At 56.3% G+C, this 17,121-nt stretch carries 10 protein-coding genes and 1 tRNA gene; 2 read left to right on the top strand and 9 right to left on the bottom strand.

From position 1 onward, the window contains the following. From VI215_01165 to VI215_01155, 3 genes are all read right to left on the bottom strand, one after another. Positions 1 to 1,485: hypothetical protein (locus VI215_01165; GenBank protein ID HEY6190915.1), on the bottom strand; the 1,485-nt coding region annotated here is incomplete at its 3' end. A 141-nt stretch (positions 1,486 to 1,626) separates the two neighbouring features. Continuing rightward, a complete protein-coding gene (locus VI215_01160; protein ID HEY6190914.1) occupies positions 1,627 to 1,971 on the bottom strand; it encodes a hypothetical protein in 345 nt (114 codons plus the stop codon). Between the two features lie 153 nt (positions 1,972 to 2,124). Next, positions 2,125 to 2,832 (bottom strand): hypothetical protein, encoded by a 708-nt coding sequence (locus VI215_01155; protein ID HEY6190913.1) that lies wholly within the window; start codon positions 2,830 to 2,832, stop codon positions 2,125 to 2,127. On the opposite strand from VI215_01155, the gene VI215_01150 reads away from it, so the two are divergent. Continuing rightward, positions 2,825 to 6,094 (top strand): Ig-like domain repeat protein, encoded by a 3,270-nt coding sequence (locus VI215_01150; GenBank protein ID HEY6190912.1) that lies wholly within the window; start codon positions 2,825 to 2,827, stop codon positions 6,092 to 6,094. The genes VI215_01155 and VI215_01150 overlap by 8 nt on opposite strands. A 51-nt stretch (positions 6,095 to 6,145) precedes the next feature. On the opposite strand, the gene VI215_01145 is transcribed toward VI215_01150, so the two are convergent. From VI215_01145 to VI215_01130, 4 genes are all read right to left on the bottom strand, one after another. Continuing rightward, a complete protein-coding gene (locus tag VI215_01145) occupies positions 6,146 to 8,035 on the bottom strand; it encodes a trehalase family glycosidase (GenBank protein ID HEY6190911.1) in 1,890 nt (629 codons plus the stop codon). 516 nt (positions 8,036 to 8,551) lie between these two features. After that, positions 8,552 to 9,187: a hypothetical protein gene (locus tag VI215_01140; protein HEY6190910.1), complete on the bottom strand. Its 636-nt coding sequence runs from the start codon at positions 9,185 to 9,187 to the stop codon at positions 8,552 to 8,554. A 531-nt stretch (positions 9,188 to 9,718) separates the two neighbouring features. After that, complete coding sequence (locus tag VI215_01135) at positions 9,719 to 9,931, bottom strand: hypothetical protein (GenBank protein ID HEY6190909.1); 213 nt, start codon at positions 9,929 to 9,931, stop codon at positions 9,719 to 9,721. 314 nt (positions 9,932 to 10,245) lie between these two features. Further along, a complete protein-coding gene (locus VI215_01130; GenBank protein HEY6190908.1) occupies positions 10,246 to 11,322 on the bottom strand; it encodes a two-component regulator propeller domain-containing protein in 1,077 nt (358 codons plus the stop codon). A 213-nt stretch (positions 11,323 to 11,535) separates the two neighbouring features. On the opposite strand from VI215_01130, the gene VI215_01125 reads away from it, so the two are divergent. After that, positions 11,536 to 11,609: transfer RNA gene (locus VI215_01125), tRNA-Arg, on the top strand. Positions 11,610 to 12,112: 503 nt separating this feature from the next. On the opposite strand, the gene VI215_01120 is transcribed toward VI215_01125, so the two are convergent. Further along, positions 12,113 to 12,775: a hypothetical protein gene (locus tag VI215_01120; GenBank protein ID HEY6190907.1), complete on the bottom strand. Its 663-nt coding sequence runs from the start codon at positions 12,773 to 12,775 to the stop codon at positions 12,113 to 12,115. Between the two features lie 278 nt (positions 12,776 to 13,053). Further along, the gene (locus VI215_01115) at positions 13,054 to 17,001 is read right to left on the bottom strand and encodes a two-component regulator propeller domain-containing protein (GenBank protein ID HEY6190906.1); all 3,948 of its coding nucleotides are present in this window, start codon (positions 16,999 to 17,001) and stop codon (positions 13,054 to 13,056) included. Positions 17,002 to 17,121 lie beyond the last annotated feature (120 nt).

Here is a 17,121-nt window from a genome sequence, read left to right as displayed (position 1 = left end):
AGGCGTGACCGCTCTCTCGGTCGGTGTGAATGCGTTCGTCTGGACGATCAGCAACGCAAGCTGTCCCCCATCAAGGGATACTGTAGTTATCACACGGGACGCTTCTCCGACGACCGCCAATGCCGGACCGGATGAGACAGTCTGCTCGACAACAACCTCTCTGGCCGGCAATACCGCGTCGGTCGGAACGGGCGCGTGGACAGTTATCGCGGGCAGCGCAAATGTCACCAACGCAGGCGATCCAACATCGGGAGTGACGGGTCTTTCAGTCGGCACCAATACGTTTGTCTGGACAATTACGAACGCAAGCTGTCCCCCATCCAGGGATACAGTCGTTATCACTCGCGATGCCTCCCCGACAACAGCCAGCGCCGGGCCGGATGAGACAGTTTGTTCGACAACAACCACTCTTGCCGGCAACACACCATCAGTTGGAGCCGGCGTGTGGACTGTCATTACGGGAAGCGCAAATGTTACAACGCCGTCAGATCCTACGTCAGGCGTCACAAGTCTTTCTGTCGGAGTCAACACCTTCGTCTGGACCGTCAGCAACGCGAGCTGCCCTCCGTCCAGGGATACCGTTCTTATCACTCGCGACGCATCGCCCACAATCGCGACCGCGGGTCCGGATGAGACGGTTTGCTCGACGACTACAACGCTTGCCGGTAATACACCGACCATGGGAACAGGGGCATGGACGGTGATTACGGGTAGCGCAAGCGTGACGACACCGGGAAGCCCCACTTCCGGTGTAACCGCTCTCTCAGTCGGCGCGAATACTTTTGTTTGGACGATCTCCAATGGATCCTGCCCTTCCTCGAGTGATAGCGTCACGATAACTCGCGACGCATCGCCGACGACGGCGAACGCCGGAGCGGATGAGACAGTTTGCTCGACAACTACCTCTCTGGCCGGTAATACCGCATTGGTCGGAACGGGCGCGTGGACAGTCATTACAGGGAGTGCAATCGTGACCACCCCGGGCGATCCGACCTCAGGCGTGACCGCTCTCTCGGTCGGTGTGAATGCGTTCGTCTGGACGATCAGCAACGCAAGCTGTCCCCCATCAAGGGATACCGTAGTTATCACACGGGATGCTTCTCCGACGACCGCCAATGCCGGACCGGATGAGACGGTTTGCTCGACGACGACCACCCTCGCCGGCAACACCCCGTCGGTCGGAACCGGCGCGTGGACAGTTATCGCGGGCAGCGCAAATGTCACCAACGCAGGCGATCCAACATCGGGAGTGACGGGTCTTTCAGTCGGCACCAATACGTTTGTCTGGACAATTACGAACGCAAGCTGCCCCTCATCCAGGGATACGGTTGTTATCACGCGGGACGCCTCACCGACAACTGCGAATGCTGGTCCGGATGAGACAGTTTGCTCAACGACAAGCACTCTCGCGGGCAACGCCCCGTCAGTCGGGACGGGAGCGTGGACAGTGATCGCGGGTAGCGCAAATGTCACGAGCTCCGGCAATCCAACCTCTGGAGTTACAAATCTGAGTGTTGGCGTAAATACATTTGTTTGGACGATCAGTAACGCAAGCTGTCCTTCGTCCGGGGATACTGTCGTCATCACACGCGATGCGTCTCCGACAACGGCCAGTGCAGGGCCCGATCAGACTGTCTGCTCGACGACAGCGACATTGGCGGGCAACACGGCAACCGTTGGTACAGGAGCATGGACAGTACTCACCGGAACCGGAAGCGTGACAACTGTGACCGATCCAGGCTCCGGAGTCACGAACCTGAGTGTCGGCGCCAATACATTCGTTTGGACGATCAGTAACGCAAGTTGTCCCCCATCCAGGGATACGGTAGTCGTCACACGCGACGCTTCTCCGACGACCGCCACTGCCGGACCGGATGAGACTGTTTGCTCGACGTCGACCACCCTCGCCGGTAACACCCCGTCGGTCGGAACCGGCGCGTGGACAGTTATCGCGGGTAGCGCAAATGTCACCACCCCAGGCGATCCGACGTCAGGTGTAACAAGTCTTTCGGTCGGTGTCAATACGTTCGTTTGGACCGTCAGCAACGCAAGCTGCCCTTCATCCAGGGATACTGTCGTTATTACTCGCGACGCAGCGCCCACAACGGCCACCGCGGGGCCTGATCAGACGGTTTGCTCGACCACTGCCACTCTGGCCGGAAATTCACCGACCGTAGGAACCGGGGCATGGACGGTGATTGTAGGGGGCGCCAATGTTACCACCCCGGGAGATCCGACATCGGGTGTCACAGCTCTCTCTGTTGGTGTCAATACCTTCGTTTGGACCGTCAGCAACGCAAGCTGTCCTGCATCCAGAGATACTGTCGTCATCACGAGCGATGCGCCGCCGACAACCGCGAGCGCCGGTCCGGACGAGACAGTTTGCTCGACAACAGCCACTCTCGCAGGTAATACACCTTCAGTCGGAACGGGCGCGTGGACGGTACTCGCTGGAACCGGAAGCGTGACAACGCCTGCCGATCCGACTTCCGGCGTAACAGGCCTGTCAGTCGGGACGAACACCTTTGTTTGGACGGTCACCAACGGATCATGCCCCCCCTCGAGGGATAGCGTTACCGTAACCCGCGATGCGTCGCCCACGACGGCGAACGCAGGCCCGGATGAAACAGTCTGCTCGACCGCCACGACATTGGCTGCCAACGCGCCTACCGTCGGTGCGGGAGCCTGGACAGTGCTGGCGGGATCGGGAAGCGTAACGACGCCAGGCGATCCGGCCTCAGGCGTCACAAATCTGAGTGTCGGCGCCAATGCATTTGTTTGGACGATCAGTAACGCAAGCTGTCCCTCATCCAGGGATACTGTCGTGATCACACGGGACGCCCCGCCGACAACTTCGAACGCCGGTCCGGATGAGACAGTTTGCGCGACAACAGCCACGCTCGCAGGCAACACACCCACCGTGGGAGTCGGCACCTGGACCGTGATTGCAGGAAGCGCCAACGTCACAACTCCGGCCGATCCGACGTCAGGCGTGACAGGGCTTTCAGTCGGAGCCAATACGCTTGTCTGGACGGTCGCCAATGGAACCTGCCCGCCCTCCAGGGATAGCGTTACGATAACGCGCGACGCGTCGCCCACGACGGCGAACGCAGGCCCGGATGAGACGGTTTGCTCGACCACCACGTCACTGGCCGGCAACACGCCAACCGTGGGTGCAGGAACGTGGACTGTGCTCACAGGAACCGGAAGTGTGACAACCCCGGGCGATCCGACATCGGGCGTTACAAATCTGAGTGTCGGCGCCAATACAATCGTTTGGACGATCAGTAACGCAAGTTGTCCCCCGTCGAGGGATACCGTGGTCGTCACACGGGATGCGCCCCCGACGACGGCAAATGCAGGAGTTGACCAGACGGTCTGTGCGACAACGGTCACCCTCGCCGCCAACGCGCCAACAGTGGGGACGGGTCTATGGAGCGTCGTCGCAGGAACCGCGACGATCACCGCCCCGGGCGACCCTGCATCGGGCGTAACAGGCCTCTCCGTCGGCGTCAACGAATTCGTCTGGACGGTCGGGAACGGCTCTTGCGCGCCCTCGAAGGATACCGTCATGATTACGCGGGATGCGCCTCCGACCACCGCTGTTGCGGGGCCGGATCAACTGATCAGCGGTTCATCGACACTGCTCGCCGGTAACACCCCCTCGGTGGGGAGTGGTGTGTGGACGCTGGTCGGCGGAACGGGAACCGTCACGTCGCCGTCGAATCCAGCCTCAAGCGTGACCGGGCTGGCCCCCGGAGCGAACACGTTCCGCTGGACGGTCAGTAATGGCACATGCCCTTCATCATTTGACGAAGTCATTATCACCAGAAAACTGCCGACGACGAGCTTTCTCACTTCTTCGACGAACCCCTCGGCAGTGGGACAATCGGTGACCTTTAAAGACAGCGTCTACGGCTCGCTTCCGGACGGTGGAAAGGTGTATTTCAGGATCGACGGGGCCGTGCCGGGGGACTCGGTGGTACTCGCAGGGGAGGGAACGGCAACACTCTCGAAGAGCACACTTACCGCCGGAACTCACACGGTCAAGGCGTTCTACGGAGGAACAACCGCCTACGACACGAGCTCCTCAAATGTGGTCATTCAGGTCGTGAATCAACTATCGATCGTCGCTTCGGCGGGACCCAACGGGCAGATCAATCCGTCCGGAACCGTTCCTGTCTCCTACGGGAGCAGCAAAGCGTTCTCGATAACCCCGAACGTGGGATCCCATGTCGATTCTCTGGTCGTCGACGGGGCGAATCTCGGCGCCCTGGTGAGCTATCAGTTCACCAATCTCGTCGCGAATCATTCGATCAGGGCGTATTTCTCGATCGACACCTTCACCGTGGCGGCGTCCGCCGGTCCGAACGGTACAGTGAACCCTTCGGGTAGCGTGACGGTGAACTACGGCTCCAACCGGACATTCACCATACATCCGGACACAGGGTACCACGTGGATAGCGTCCTTGTCGACGGCGCATTCGCCGGAAGCGCCCTGTCGTACACGTTTACCAATATCACCGGCAACCACACGCTCCGGACGACGTTCGCGATCAACACGTACACAATAACAATATCGAAGATCGGGCAGGGTTCGGTTTCTCCTTCGGGAACGCTCACCGAGGTGTATGGCGCCTCGATTTCGCTCCTCATCACGCCCGATACTCATTACGGCGTCGACAGCATCGTCATGGATGGGGCGTCGATGGGCAGTCTGCCCGGTTACTCGTTGAACGACATTTCAGGGGACCATGCGATCACCGTCTACTTCGGGCTGCAGCAGGAGTATGGGGTCCGCTATCGTTCCTTCAGGTCTGATTCGCTGTACGCCAGAAGGGCGACCAGGAAGAAGCCGATCAACGACTACTGGGAGTTCATGGTCAGGAACACGACCCGGGACACGATCAAGGTGATCAAAATCGCCTTCAGGAATTACGTGCGTCAGATCGTGAGTTCGGGGAACTTTACACCGAGGGGGCTCCGGAACAATTGGACGTTCGAAGGAGTGTTGAGGCCTGCGGATTCCGTGCTCATCACGGGATGGAACGTGCGGCCGAATCCACAAACGATCAAGAAGTTATGGCTGGGCTCGCATCTGCCGGTCTTGAACATTGCACCGCGGTACGAGCACATGGATATTCCGATGCCGAATCCGGCGGACGTTCGGAATAATGCGTTCAGCCTGGGGGCATTTCGTGCGACGCGGGGAATGATCGTCGGAGTGCCGAAACCCGATTCCGGGGCATACTACGGTTGGGTCAGAATGATAAGGACCACCGATATGGCACTCTCGATCGGGAACACCCGCCTCGTGCACACCGGCACGCCGCGCGGATTCGACAAACGATGGACTACGAGACCGTTCCATTATGAACAGCGTAGTCTTTCACCGCGAAAGCATAATAACAGGCTCTTTGCCGACCTGATGGCCCTGAAATTCAACATCGGGATCAGTGCGCTGGGAATCGCGCAGCCGGGATTCGGGGAGCTCTTGTTCTCCGAAGACGGGAATCCGTTCAATCACATGCTGGTCCGGCAGATCGCCGCGCGAGGAGACTCGGCCATGACCTTCTATACGACCAATCCGGGTTTCTACGCGATTCTGGATTCGACGGTCCGGCGCATTAACGACGCGTTCTCCGGCGCCATAGATACCCTCAGCTGGCGCGACACGTTGAAGCTGAAAGGCGCGAAAAGGTTGATCGATGTCGTCTACCTGGAGGCAAGCGGCATTCCTCCTACAGTCGTTTCGCCGAGTGCCGGGAGCCTTCCGCCTGACCTGCCGCTGGCGTTCGAGCTGTTACAGAATTATCCGAATCCGTTCAACCCGCGGACGACGATCCAGTTCAGCCTTCCCGCCCTTTCGACGGTGACGCTGAAGGTCTACAATATCCTTGGCCAGGAAGTGGCGACCTTGTACGATCAAGCGCTCCTGGATGACGGGGAGCAGGAGGTCGAATTCAACGGAGCCAACCTCGCATCGGGAGTCTATTTCTACCGGATGACGGCGGAGACGCTTGCCGATGAAGATAACCCCGACGCGGTTCCGGAGAGGTTTACCCTTACCAGGAAGATGATGATGATCAAGTGAGGACGATTGCCTTCCCACGTTCTTGCAACCGGGAGGGCGAATCTTAACCGTTCAGAATATCCACTCCGGGGGTATGAGGTTGTTGAGCGCATCCCGGAAATGGGGAGGAAGAAGGCTCAACCCTACCTGGTAGGAAGCATTCGTCCAGCCGAATCCCTCCTTCGTAATATAGGAGAATGTCGTTCCCACGTTTCCGTACTCGGCGAACACACGGTGGGTCCGGTTGACGACATCAAATTTCTCGGGGATCGTGCCGTTGTAATTGACGGCATTCACGGTGAGCGTATAAAGCCACCGGTAAATCAGCCGCTGCGCGATCGTATCGAGCCCGGAATTCATCAGTCCCTTCCAGATGAGCATCTGATGGGGGGCCCAGCCGAACGGATAATCCCACTGGCGTAAGGGGCGGTTCGGGCCGATGGGGCCGCGCGAGTCTTCGGACGACCCAGCGATCCCGCCGGCCATCTCCAGTTGCGGAAGGGCCTGCGCCACGAGCCTCTTTGCCTGCCGGTCGGTCGCCAGTCCGGCCCACAGGGGATAAAGGGCAGTCGCGCTCACGTAATTGGTCTGGCGCCCGCTCGCTACGTTATAATCAAAATAGATCCCGCGGTCTTCATTCCAGAGATACCGGTTCACCAGGTCCTTCCGCTTTCGCGCCCGGTCGAACCAATCCGAGGCTTTCTCGATCCGCCCATCGACCGACCGCAGCGAGTCCCCGAACACCCCTTCGATCGTGCGGGCTATGTCCATTTCGATCTTATAGAGGAGCGAATTCAGGTCCACGGTGACGAGGTCGGCGGAACAGCCTTCAAGACGATAGCTCGTATCATGGCCCGACTCACGCATGCTTCTGTCATGGACGAAATACCGGTCGAGTTCCGGAACGGGAATTTTGCCGGCCCTGTAGCCGGCTTCAAACGCTCTCACATCCATCCGGAGTTTTTTCGCGTACGGGGCATAGACCGCATCGAAGTGTCCCGGTTCCACCTCCGGCGGAGGGCCCACGCCGGAATCGTGATAACGGCTCAGCCCGGTCGCTGTCAGACGGTCGGCGTTCATCCAGACCTGATGGTACTCCTTGATCGCGGCCTGGAACGCGCGCCCGAGCCACTCGCGGTTGAGCGAGTCTTTCGGAAGTCGCTTGTACACCTCGAGAGCCATCGAGGTCAGGAAGGGCGGCTGGGAGCGGGTCAGGTAGTAGCTGCGGTTCGCATTCAGAATGGCCCCGTAGTACGTGATCTCGTAAATGAGATTGTCCACCATCGCCTTCGCGAGCTCCACGCGGCCGTCCTGCAGCAGCCCGAGGGCGATGAAGTAGCTGTCCCATCCGTACATCTCGTTGAACCGCCCCCCGGGGACCACGAAGGGGGTGCCCCGGTACGTTCCGTCCGGGTCATGCAGCAGTTCGAGGTTCAGGATCCCATGGCGCCCGCCGAGGCTGCGCACAAAATCCGGCGTGACCTTCTGGGGGAGGCGCACCACCTTCATCTCCCACTCACGATGGCGGTCGGCGATCCTCGAAAAATAACTGTAGGCCATCTCGTCGGCGCGGGGCACGTAGACGTAGTGAAGCCCGTCCACCGTTCCCGCCTTCTCGTCGGTCAGCATCGCGACGAGGCCCTGCTCCTCGAGACGCCTCGTCAAGCCGCTCCAATAAAGATCTTTGATCAGTCGTGACATCCGGTCGATAGGAGGTTCGAAAATTCTATCGGACCGGATTTCAGCGGTTCCGGCCCCGTTCGCTGCGGAGAGAGTGAGTTCCTGAAGAAGGTTTGAAAGAAAGTAGGTCCCGGCCACTTCATACCGATGCCCGTCCGGGGTTCCGACCCAGGTGCGCTTGTTCCCACGTTCCGTCCCCGGAACATGAGGATCGTCGATCGTGATTTTTTTATCGCCATCGGTATCTTCATCAAAGAGCAGCGAGTCGATCGCTTCGCGCACTCGAACGCTTATCGTTCGAGGCGCCGGCTGGGCCGTGAGACTGAATGCTCCGCAGCCCGCAACGGTCAATACGAGTGACCAAACAATCAATAATGCGGCATTCACCTCAAACCCCTTCCGCCGGGATCGCACGGTTTGGTGAAGACGCTCGCCCCCCGGCTCCGAGACCCCCTTTGGTAGGAACATGGCTTGTCAGAAATTGGTTCTTTTTGCTCGATTTTCCGCTGATTGTACGAGTGGCGGCACTATTCAAGGGAGGAAGTAGAACGGGCAAAATCCTTCACGAGGTAAGCATCGTCTGAGGCCTCCTTGTTCATGACCCAGGTCGTCACAATGTCGATGTTTCGAAGGTTAGTTTTCATCCACCGTTAATGAGAAGGTTACACGGTGTAATACTGCTTGTCAGATGATCTCCAGACGCAACTCTAACCCGACGTTTATTGAAAATCGGCATTTCCATAGAGACGGGTCAAAGATTCCATCGAGAGCGAACCACAGCCCTGACGGCTTTGCTGGCTAGTTGGATCGGCCGGATGTCTTGATTGGCAAGACGGGCAAGCGGAGTAAGTCGCTGATGCGGAACTTAAGCTTGATTGGTACCTCAAATCCATCAAGCACAAGGATTATGATTCCCGAATCATCGAAAAGATGGCGGTCTCCGATCTCTAGGTCGAATGCGACAACGAGTGTCTCCTCCAACGTAAACTGATTATTACGTCTACCCCAAACGTATTTGGGTTTGATAGAGAAACCTTTGTCATTACTCAGGTAGATTTGCTGGTCGAGGTGACTGATATCAGGTATGTAGCAAGGCCAATCTGAAAGAAGTTTGGTCAGTGGAACGGAGTTGACCACAGGGATCGCACAGGGCCAGGCATTATTCCTAAGAGTCAATAAGAATTGAAGGGCATCTAAACGACCAGTTCTTCCCATGTAATTACCATGACTGTCCATGAACTGGCTTGTTTGTGGATCGAGGAACAGACCAGCCTGAAGAACTAGAGACGTGTCGATCTGGCGCTGAGTTTCATCGTCCGACCAATGCTCTCTCGTCTGGCTCATACGGTTGATGGCCGCGATGACTGCAGGAGTGTACGGGGTAGCGATCAACTTGATGTTCGGTGATCCCTGATCATACAAATTATTTTGCATAGAGGAAAGTATCACCGTTAGACAATCCCGACTCGACCATTGTGAAGATGGTTTCTGAAGAATGTCTTCGGCCTGGTTTTTACCAAGGTAAAAACATCCATCTGCAATAATAAGACAGAATAGCGAGACCACTCCTATACTATTGTAAAGGGTCACCAAGGAATGTAGCCGACGCCTTTCACAAAGTCAACGGGGTCTATACCTAGGTACTGGCTGATTTTGGTTGCCTTTCCGTCCCGCGACCTGAAGGTCGCGGCTACCGATGCCTCGGGCTTGGTAGCCGCAGCCTTTAGGCTGCGGGTTTTTCGCTCGGCAGTTCAAATTCACCCACTACCCCAAAGCAGATCCCCTTGGAGCTAACCCGGAGTTTCATTACTTTTCATTCCACTTTCACGGCGCCCATAGCTCAATTGGATAGAGCATCAGACTTCGGATAGACTGTCTTTCTGCATTTCCTGATTGATTGTAGGTGATTTCGAGGTAGAAAGAAGGGATTGCAACGTTCTTGCTACAGTCCCCCTCTATAATACCTCAACGCGGACGATCGAGCTTCAAAAGATCATTCCTCATTTTCTCCACCGTAATCTTGTCGCAAACCAACGTCGTCCTGATATCGGAATGTCCGAGCAGACTTTGAATCACCGCTGCACCAATAGCTGCACCGATTCCCGCTCCGATGCCTAAGCCGTGTCCGATGAAGCTCTTTCTTATCCGGGGCGGTTTGGTGTCTGGCATTTCTTTCATTGTCGTTTCTCAATAATAATGATCACTCCCGCGAGACACAACTTCGGCTATGCCGTTGACATTTGCGTTGCGGTTGTCCGGGTTCGTTGTGGATGGTTCACACGTGATCTGATGAGGCCTACGTGGGGAAAGGTCATTACGAACAATAAGGGGTATCATTGAAACCCAAATGAAGAAATGAAGACTTAAAAGTGTTGGCTAGTTTGAGGCTGGGGTGGGCATGTTGCACTTTTCGACGGACGGCAACAAGAAAGGATTACATTTGCGAGGTCGGTCTGCTAAGGAGCGTAGTGTCAGGTTTCAATAAACTTCGTTCAGAACTCTACTCCGTTTTCGTTGTATACAATAATTCCATCCGCCGTTCCAACCCATAAATTGCCGCGAACGTCGTAGCATAAGGCGGTTATTGTGTTACTGGGTAATAGGCTATTTTCAGTAGTATATTTTGTCCATGTCGTATTATTAAATCGCACCAAACCCGAGTCTGTACCAAACCACCGTATTTGTTGATGGTCCGTTACAATGGCATTGATCCTTCCACCGGGAATGATGCCATTCGTGGTCTGACTGTTGTACTCTGTCCATGTATAAGTCTTGAAATCAATTGTTGAGACACCACCTGCATCCCTACCAATCCAGACGTGTTGGAATAGATCAAAACCTATAGAAATTACCCTTGGGTCTCCGAAGAGAGGGCCAAGGACATTCCATTGAAGATTTGCAAGGCCATACGTAACAAAGACCGCCCCACCCTTTTCCGCCCCGAACCATATGGTATTGTCATCAGGCTTAGTGAGAGCAACCAAGAAACTGTTCGTTGGAAATTGAGACACGTGCTGGCCGGAGTCATTTTGACTGTACTTGAACCAGCTTCCACTTTCGGTTGAAGTCTGAACGAAGCGGCTGATGCCGAAAACTGAGGTGAACCACAATTCGCCATATTGGGTTCGTGCGGACCGGTCTGCTGCGCTTGAGTTCACCACATCGTAAATTAGGTCAGGCTCGGTGAACCGTTGCCATATCGCACCCGACAGGGCAAAGGGACGATAGCGCATTACACCACCTCCGCTCAAACAAAACCAGATACTGCGATCTTTCGCTTCAACGATCGAATTCACCCGGTAACCATAGAGAGAATCCCGGACCCATCCCCACGAGCCTCGCTGAAAGTAAGACGCGCCAAGATCCGTAGATATCCAAACACTTCCATCCAAGGCAACTGTAATTGCGTTAATCTTGTTGTCGAGCAACGTGGTATCGGATTTATGGAACACCCTCCATGCAGGTCCGGGTGGGGGAGGAGGAAGAATATCTTGTTCTTTGCATCCAGGCTGGATCATCTCAAAGACCAGAATCAGATGTAGCAGAACTACGCAACATGTAACTTTCATCCCTATAACCTCATTCAGCGCAAATAAATTTCGGAGCAGTCAATTTCTTCTCGTTCCCACGCTCTGCGTGGGAACGGATATCCCGGCCGCTCCGCGGCCGGGGGCGCGGGGCGCCCCACTTCGCTTTCCGCCGCTCCGCGGCGGAACGAGAATGAAAAGAAGATCCTCTTGGAGCTAACCCGGAATTTCATTACTTTTCATTTCACTCTCACCGCGCCCATAGCTCAATTGGATAGAGCATCAGACTTCGGATCTGAGGGTTGGGGGTTCAACTCCCTCTGGGCGCACTTGATTTTCCGCTCCGCCGCCCTGATTGCTATTCGGCCTCCGCTTCGTCCTCCAGACGCACCCAGAGATCCCCAACCTCAAGTTCAAGGTATCCAGTGACTGTGTAACCTGTTTCAGTAGTTCCTGTTGTGACATTTATCGAGGCGTTGAGGCAGAAGTTTCCGGAAATCCGATTCCGACAGGTCAGGGAAGCGCCTCCTCAGCCCTTGTATGAAGAGCTTCCTGCTAAATTCGGTCAGCTCGAAAGCCTTGAGCAAGCGTTGCTCTGGAGACATCTTTCGCAAAATCCGGAGATAGACCCGGTGATTGGGTCGAGGTTTGACGCTCATCTTCACTTGGCCCTCATTGAGATAAGAACATGTTTCGCACGGCGGAGAGACCGCCCGCCCCCAATCGCTAGAGTTGGATTCCTCACCAAAGTAGACCCTTTTTGACTCAGAATCAATCGGGCGCAGTATCTCAGAGATGCTTGAATTGAGGGGTCACATCAGTTTTGTCAGCTTCATATTGTCCTTTTTTTCTTATCGAACAAGAAGGCAATGCCAGCGAAAGCCACGTAGGACGCGAGAGCGCTGATCGCGACAGCTTTGTCCGAGTCGGCCGGGCGCCCCACGAACGTTATCATCCCTTGCATCAGGATCATGGCGAGTGCGAATATGATCACGCCATACCGGCCGCGCCTCGATATGCCTGCGTTATTGCGGAGAAACAGGAAGATCCCGCCGAATAAAACGACCGCTTCCAGGCCGAACGCGAGATACCGGAAGTTCCAGAGCCCGAGTCCGACTTTGAGGGTATCATCATAGAGGGAAAGATCGGGACGATGAACCACGAAGTCCAACACCCAATGAGAGAAGACCGCCAGTCCCAGATAGATGGCCGCCTTTCGGGAAACCCCTGCTCTTGATGAGATTTTGTAGGCGGCGGCAGCCAGCACCGACCACCCGATCGCTCCGATCAGGCTGTGCGTGTACGGCATGTAGTAAAGATCGAGCGGACTCGATGCAGTGATTCCCGGAACGATCCGCACCTTCTCGATCCCGACCAGGACAAATATCCCCCAGAGGAGATCGACAAATTGGACAGCGAGGAAGAGGAGCCAGAGAGGAATTTTGCGGTCGACGCTCTTGACGGCGAAACTCACGCCATAATGTCCGACGAACATTTTTAGACCCGGGCTGAGCTGTGGGCGATAACGGAGTTGGACAGAAGATAACGATCCGCCCGGGGAGATTCAAGCGGCCCGAGGAACGAGTAGGGCCGCAGTTTCATCTTCTCTCGTCATCCCGACATGTTTTAGGTCGGGATCTTTATAAAAGAGTTGAAAGGTGCTGACCAGGAGCATGTCAGCATGACGAGGTGGAGAGGCGTTCGGCCAAATTGAAACACCACCGCGGATCGGGAAGCTTATGTCACGCGGATGCAGGCGATCAAACCGCACGCCTAATTATGTGCCATCGTCTCCTGCAGCGTTCGCAACAGGCGTTCGGTCGTAAACGGCTTCTGGAGGAACTTCACATTCTTGGTGTCCCCGATCTCGGAGATCTTCTGATCACCCATGAGCCCGCTCATGGCGACGATTCTGATCGACGCGTCGATCTCCCGTATCCGCTTTATCGCCGCCGATCCGTCCATCACCGGCATCATCATATCGGTGATGACGATTTTGACCCTTCCTTTGTAGGCGCTCATCATCTTGACGGCTTCCGCCCCGTCTCCCGCAAGGATGACCTCGTATCCGTAGTTCTTCAGCATCGACGCGTTGATATCCCGGATCGCCGGCTCGTCATCCACGACGAGAACGAGCTCGCCGTTGCCGCGCGGCAGGGGCATCTTGTCGTGCAATACCGCCGCCTTTTCCGCAGGCGCACCGGTAGCCGGCAGATAGACGTCGAATTTTGTCCCGTGGCCGACTTCGCTGTAGACGTTGACGAATCCTCCATGGCTCTTGAGGATGCCGATCGCCGTCGAGAGACCCAGCCCGGTCCCCTTTCCGAGTTCTTTCGTCGTGAAGAAGGGCTCAAATATCTTGTCAAGTACTTCACGCGGTATTCCCGTCCCGGTATCGGAAACGGACATCACGAGATAATTCCCGGAGTGCGCATCCTGATGTGTCCTCGCGTAGAACTCGTCGAGGAACCGGTTCTCAAGACGGATGGCGAGTTCCCCCCCATCGGGCATCGCATCACGGGCGTTCACGCAGAGATTCATCAGCACCTGATAGAGTTGCGTGGCGTCGCCCGAGACCTGCCACAAGTCCTTCGGAACGTGGGTCGAGATCCTGATCGAACGGGGGAAGGTATCCTTCACAATTTTCTCGAGTTCGGAGACCACGTACTTCAGTTCCACAAGACCCCGTTCCCCCTCGACTCCCCTCGAGAACGCCAGCACCTGCTTGATGATTCCGGCCCCGCGCTGTGCGCTTACCTCCAGCGTCTGGAGCGCCCGGAGGCTTGATTCGTCCGTCGCTTTTATCCTCAAGACCTCGATCGAGAGGAGGATGGGCGCAAGAACGTTGTTCAGATCGTGCGCGATGCCGCCCGCGAGCGTCCCAAGGCTCTGCATCCGCTGTGTGCGCAGAAATTGCGCTTCCATTTTTTTCTCTTCCGTCACGTCGTTGTTGATGACGAGAACCGACTTCGGAGCTCCGGTTTCCTCGTCGCGCACAAGACTCCAGCGGCTCTCGATGATGAGCGGCTTCTTATCCCTGGTCAGCTGTTGAAGCTCTCCCCGCCATTCTCCGCGTTCGATGACTTCCCGGCATGCCTTCGAAACGAGCTCGGGGGGTTCATCGTGCAGCAGGGTTGCGGCGTCTTTTCCGACTGCCGTCCCGGCCGGGTAACCGTATAATCGGGCCGCGCCCTGGTTCCAGAATTGGATGACGCCGTCGAGACCCTGGACGAAGATCGCCTCCTGCGCCTTGTCAAGAAGCGCTTCCTGTTCCCGGATTTTTTCCTGCGCGGATTTGATGCTCAGGTAAGCGGCCTCGCTCCGCTCCTTTTCGTCTCTAAGATCGCTGGTTCTCCTGTCGACCAGGAGCGTTAATTCTCTCGATCGCACCCACCGCAGGCGGTAGCTGTGGATTCCAAAAATGACAAGGAGCGCGCCCAGCGCACACAGAGTGAAAAAGAACGGGGTCTGTGAAAAGGTCGGCAACACTGTGAATCCGCATGACGCGCCCGACTCGCTCCAGACGCCGTCGCTATTCGAAGCCATGACTCGAAACGTGTAGGTCCCGGGCTTCAGGTTGGTATAGTACGCAGACCTTCGGAATCCGGCATCGACCCAATCGGCGTCGAATCCTTCAAGCTTGTACTTGAACCGGACAAACTCAGGCGCGGTGAAACTGAGGCCGGTGTAGTGAAACTCATACGTTCCGTGCTCAGGGGTCAGTTCGACTGCTCGCGCCGGATCGACCGGTTCCTGATCAAGTATCGCCGATTCGATCGAAACTTCCGGAGGATAGGGGTTCAATTTCAGATGTTCCGGATCGACCGTGACCGCACCCTTGATGGTCGGAAACCAGAATTCCCCGGCCCGGGTCTTGCAGGCGGCGGGTTGGAACGCTCCGTTGCATTCCCGGCTCCTCATGCCGTCGGCTTTTCCGTACGAGACGCAGGTGACGCGCTCGATCGCTCCCCCGGCGAAGGCGTCAAGATCTCTCTTGCTGACCCGGAAAATCCCCTTGTTGCAACTCATCCAAAGGTTGTGGCTTCCGTCTTCCAGGATGGAGAAGACCATGTCGTCGAAGAGGCCCTGACTTGTGGTGATCGCCACGCTTTTCCCGTCCTTTAACCTGTAGAGACCATGGCCGTTCGTGCCGACCCAGAGGACTCCGTCCGTATCCTCATACATGGTCCAGATGACGGCATCGTCGATGAGGCGGTTTCTGGTGTAGTTCGTAAATTTTGAGCCGTCGTAAAAGTCCAACCCCCCGCCCGACGTGCCGATCCAGAGCCCGCCTCCGGACGCCGGGAGAAGGCAATTGACAAAATTGCTCGACAGACCGTTTTCCATCGTAAACGTCTTCCATTTCCCGCCCTGAAAGCAATCCAACCCGTACCGCGTCCCGACCCAGACCTCGCCGCGGGATCCCCCGCAGATCGATGATACAAAATTGTTCGAGAGGCCGGCGGATGTATCGTAGCGGACGAACTTCCTGCCGTCGTATCTGTTGAGCCCTCCCCCGGATGTGCCGACCCAAAGAGTCCCTTGGTCGCCGGCATAGAGCGCGTGGATGGAGTTGCTGGACAAACCTTCCTTTGTCGTGAAGCATGTAAACTTGCCGTCTCTGTAACGGCTCAGGCCGGACCCGCTCGTCCCGACCCAGACGTCACCCCGGGAATCTTCCACGATCGGCATAACAAAATCGCTCGCCAATCCTTCCTCCTTGCCATATGCCCTGAACTTGGTCTCCTTAAACCGGTTGAGCCCACCTCCGTCGGTACCGAACCAGAGACTCCCTTCCCTGTCGACGAAGACGGAGATCACCGCATCGCTCACCAGGCCCTCCTTGCTCGAATAGGAGGAAAAGACTTTCCCTGTCAGCCTGTTGATTCCCCCGCCTCTGGTTCCGATCCAGAGATTCCCCTGCGGATCGTCGCAGAGCGACATGACGCTGTTTGACGACAGGCCGTCTTTGATCGAGAACGTCGTATAGACGCCATGGCTGTTACGAACCAGGCCTCCATTCTCGAGCCCGATCCACAGGATGCCGGAACGGTCCTCATGAATCACCGTCACGAATCCGCCGGGAAAACCCTCCGCAGCTCCGCAGATTGTAAACTTCCCGTTCTGATATTTGGACAGGCCCCTCGGCGCCCCTACCCAGACGGTCCCATCGCGGTCCTCGCACAAGCCGAAGATCGACAAATAGATAAGGCCGTCCTCCCTGGTGAACTTTCTGAACTGATTCTCCTTGTAGCGTATGAGCCCATCGCCCATTGTTCCGATCCAGATGGCACCGTCCTTTGTTTGCAGAAGTGAGACGACGGAACCGCCCGGCAACGTGTCGTTGGTTGAAAAGTTCTTAAAGACTCCGTTTTTGTAGCTATTGAATCCGCCCCCTTTTGTGCCGAACCAGAGCGTACTGTCCCGGGCTACAAGGAGGCACGAAACAAAGTTGCTCCTCATCGCGCTCGTTTTGCTCTTATCATACACGTCGAATTTGACGCCGTCGAATCGCGCCAAACCTTCCTGCGTGCCGAGCCAGAGATACCCATCGGGTGTCTGGACGATACTGGAAACGGAGCTCTGCGGCAACCCTCTCTCCTCGTTCCACGCGTCGTGCCCGTACTGGGTCAGAACGTCCAGCTGATCGAGCGCCAGCCCGGTTGATACGTAAGTCAGTATGAGAGCTATCAGTTTTCCAAGCGATGTCGGGAGTTTCATGGCCACCTTTCTAATGGTACAATACCGCATTATCCGTGCGAAAACACTGTCAATTTGAAGCGATTAAGAGACTTAATCGAATAGAGCCAATGATCGGCCTCTCTACTAATCTACGGAGGT

Source organism: Bacteroidota bacterium (assembly GCA_036522515.1).
Classification (GTDB): Bacteria; Bacteroidota; Ignavibacteria; order UBA10030; family SZUA-254; genus VBOC01.
This window is presented reverse-complemented; position numbering and strand designations above follow the sequence as displayed.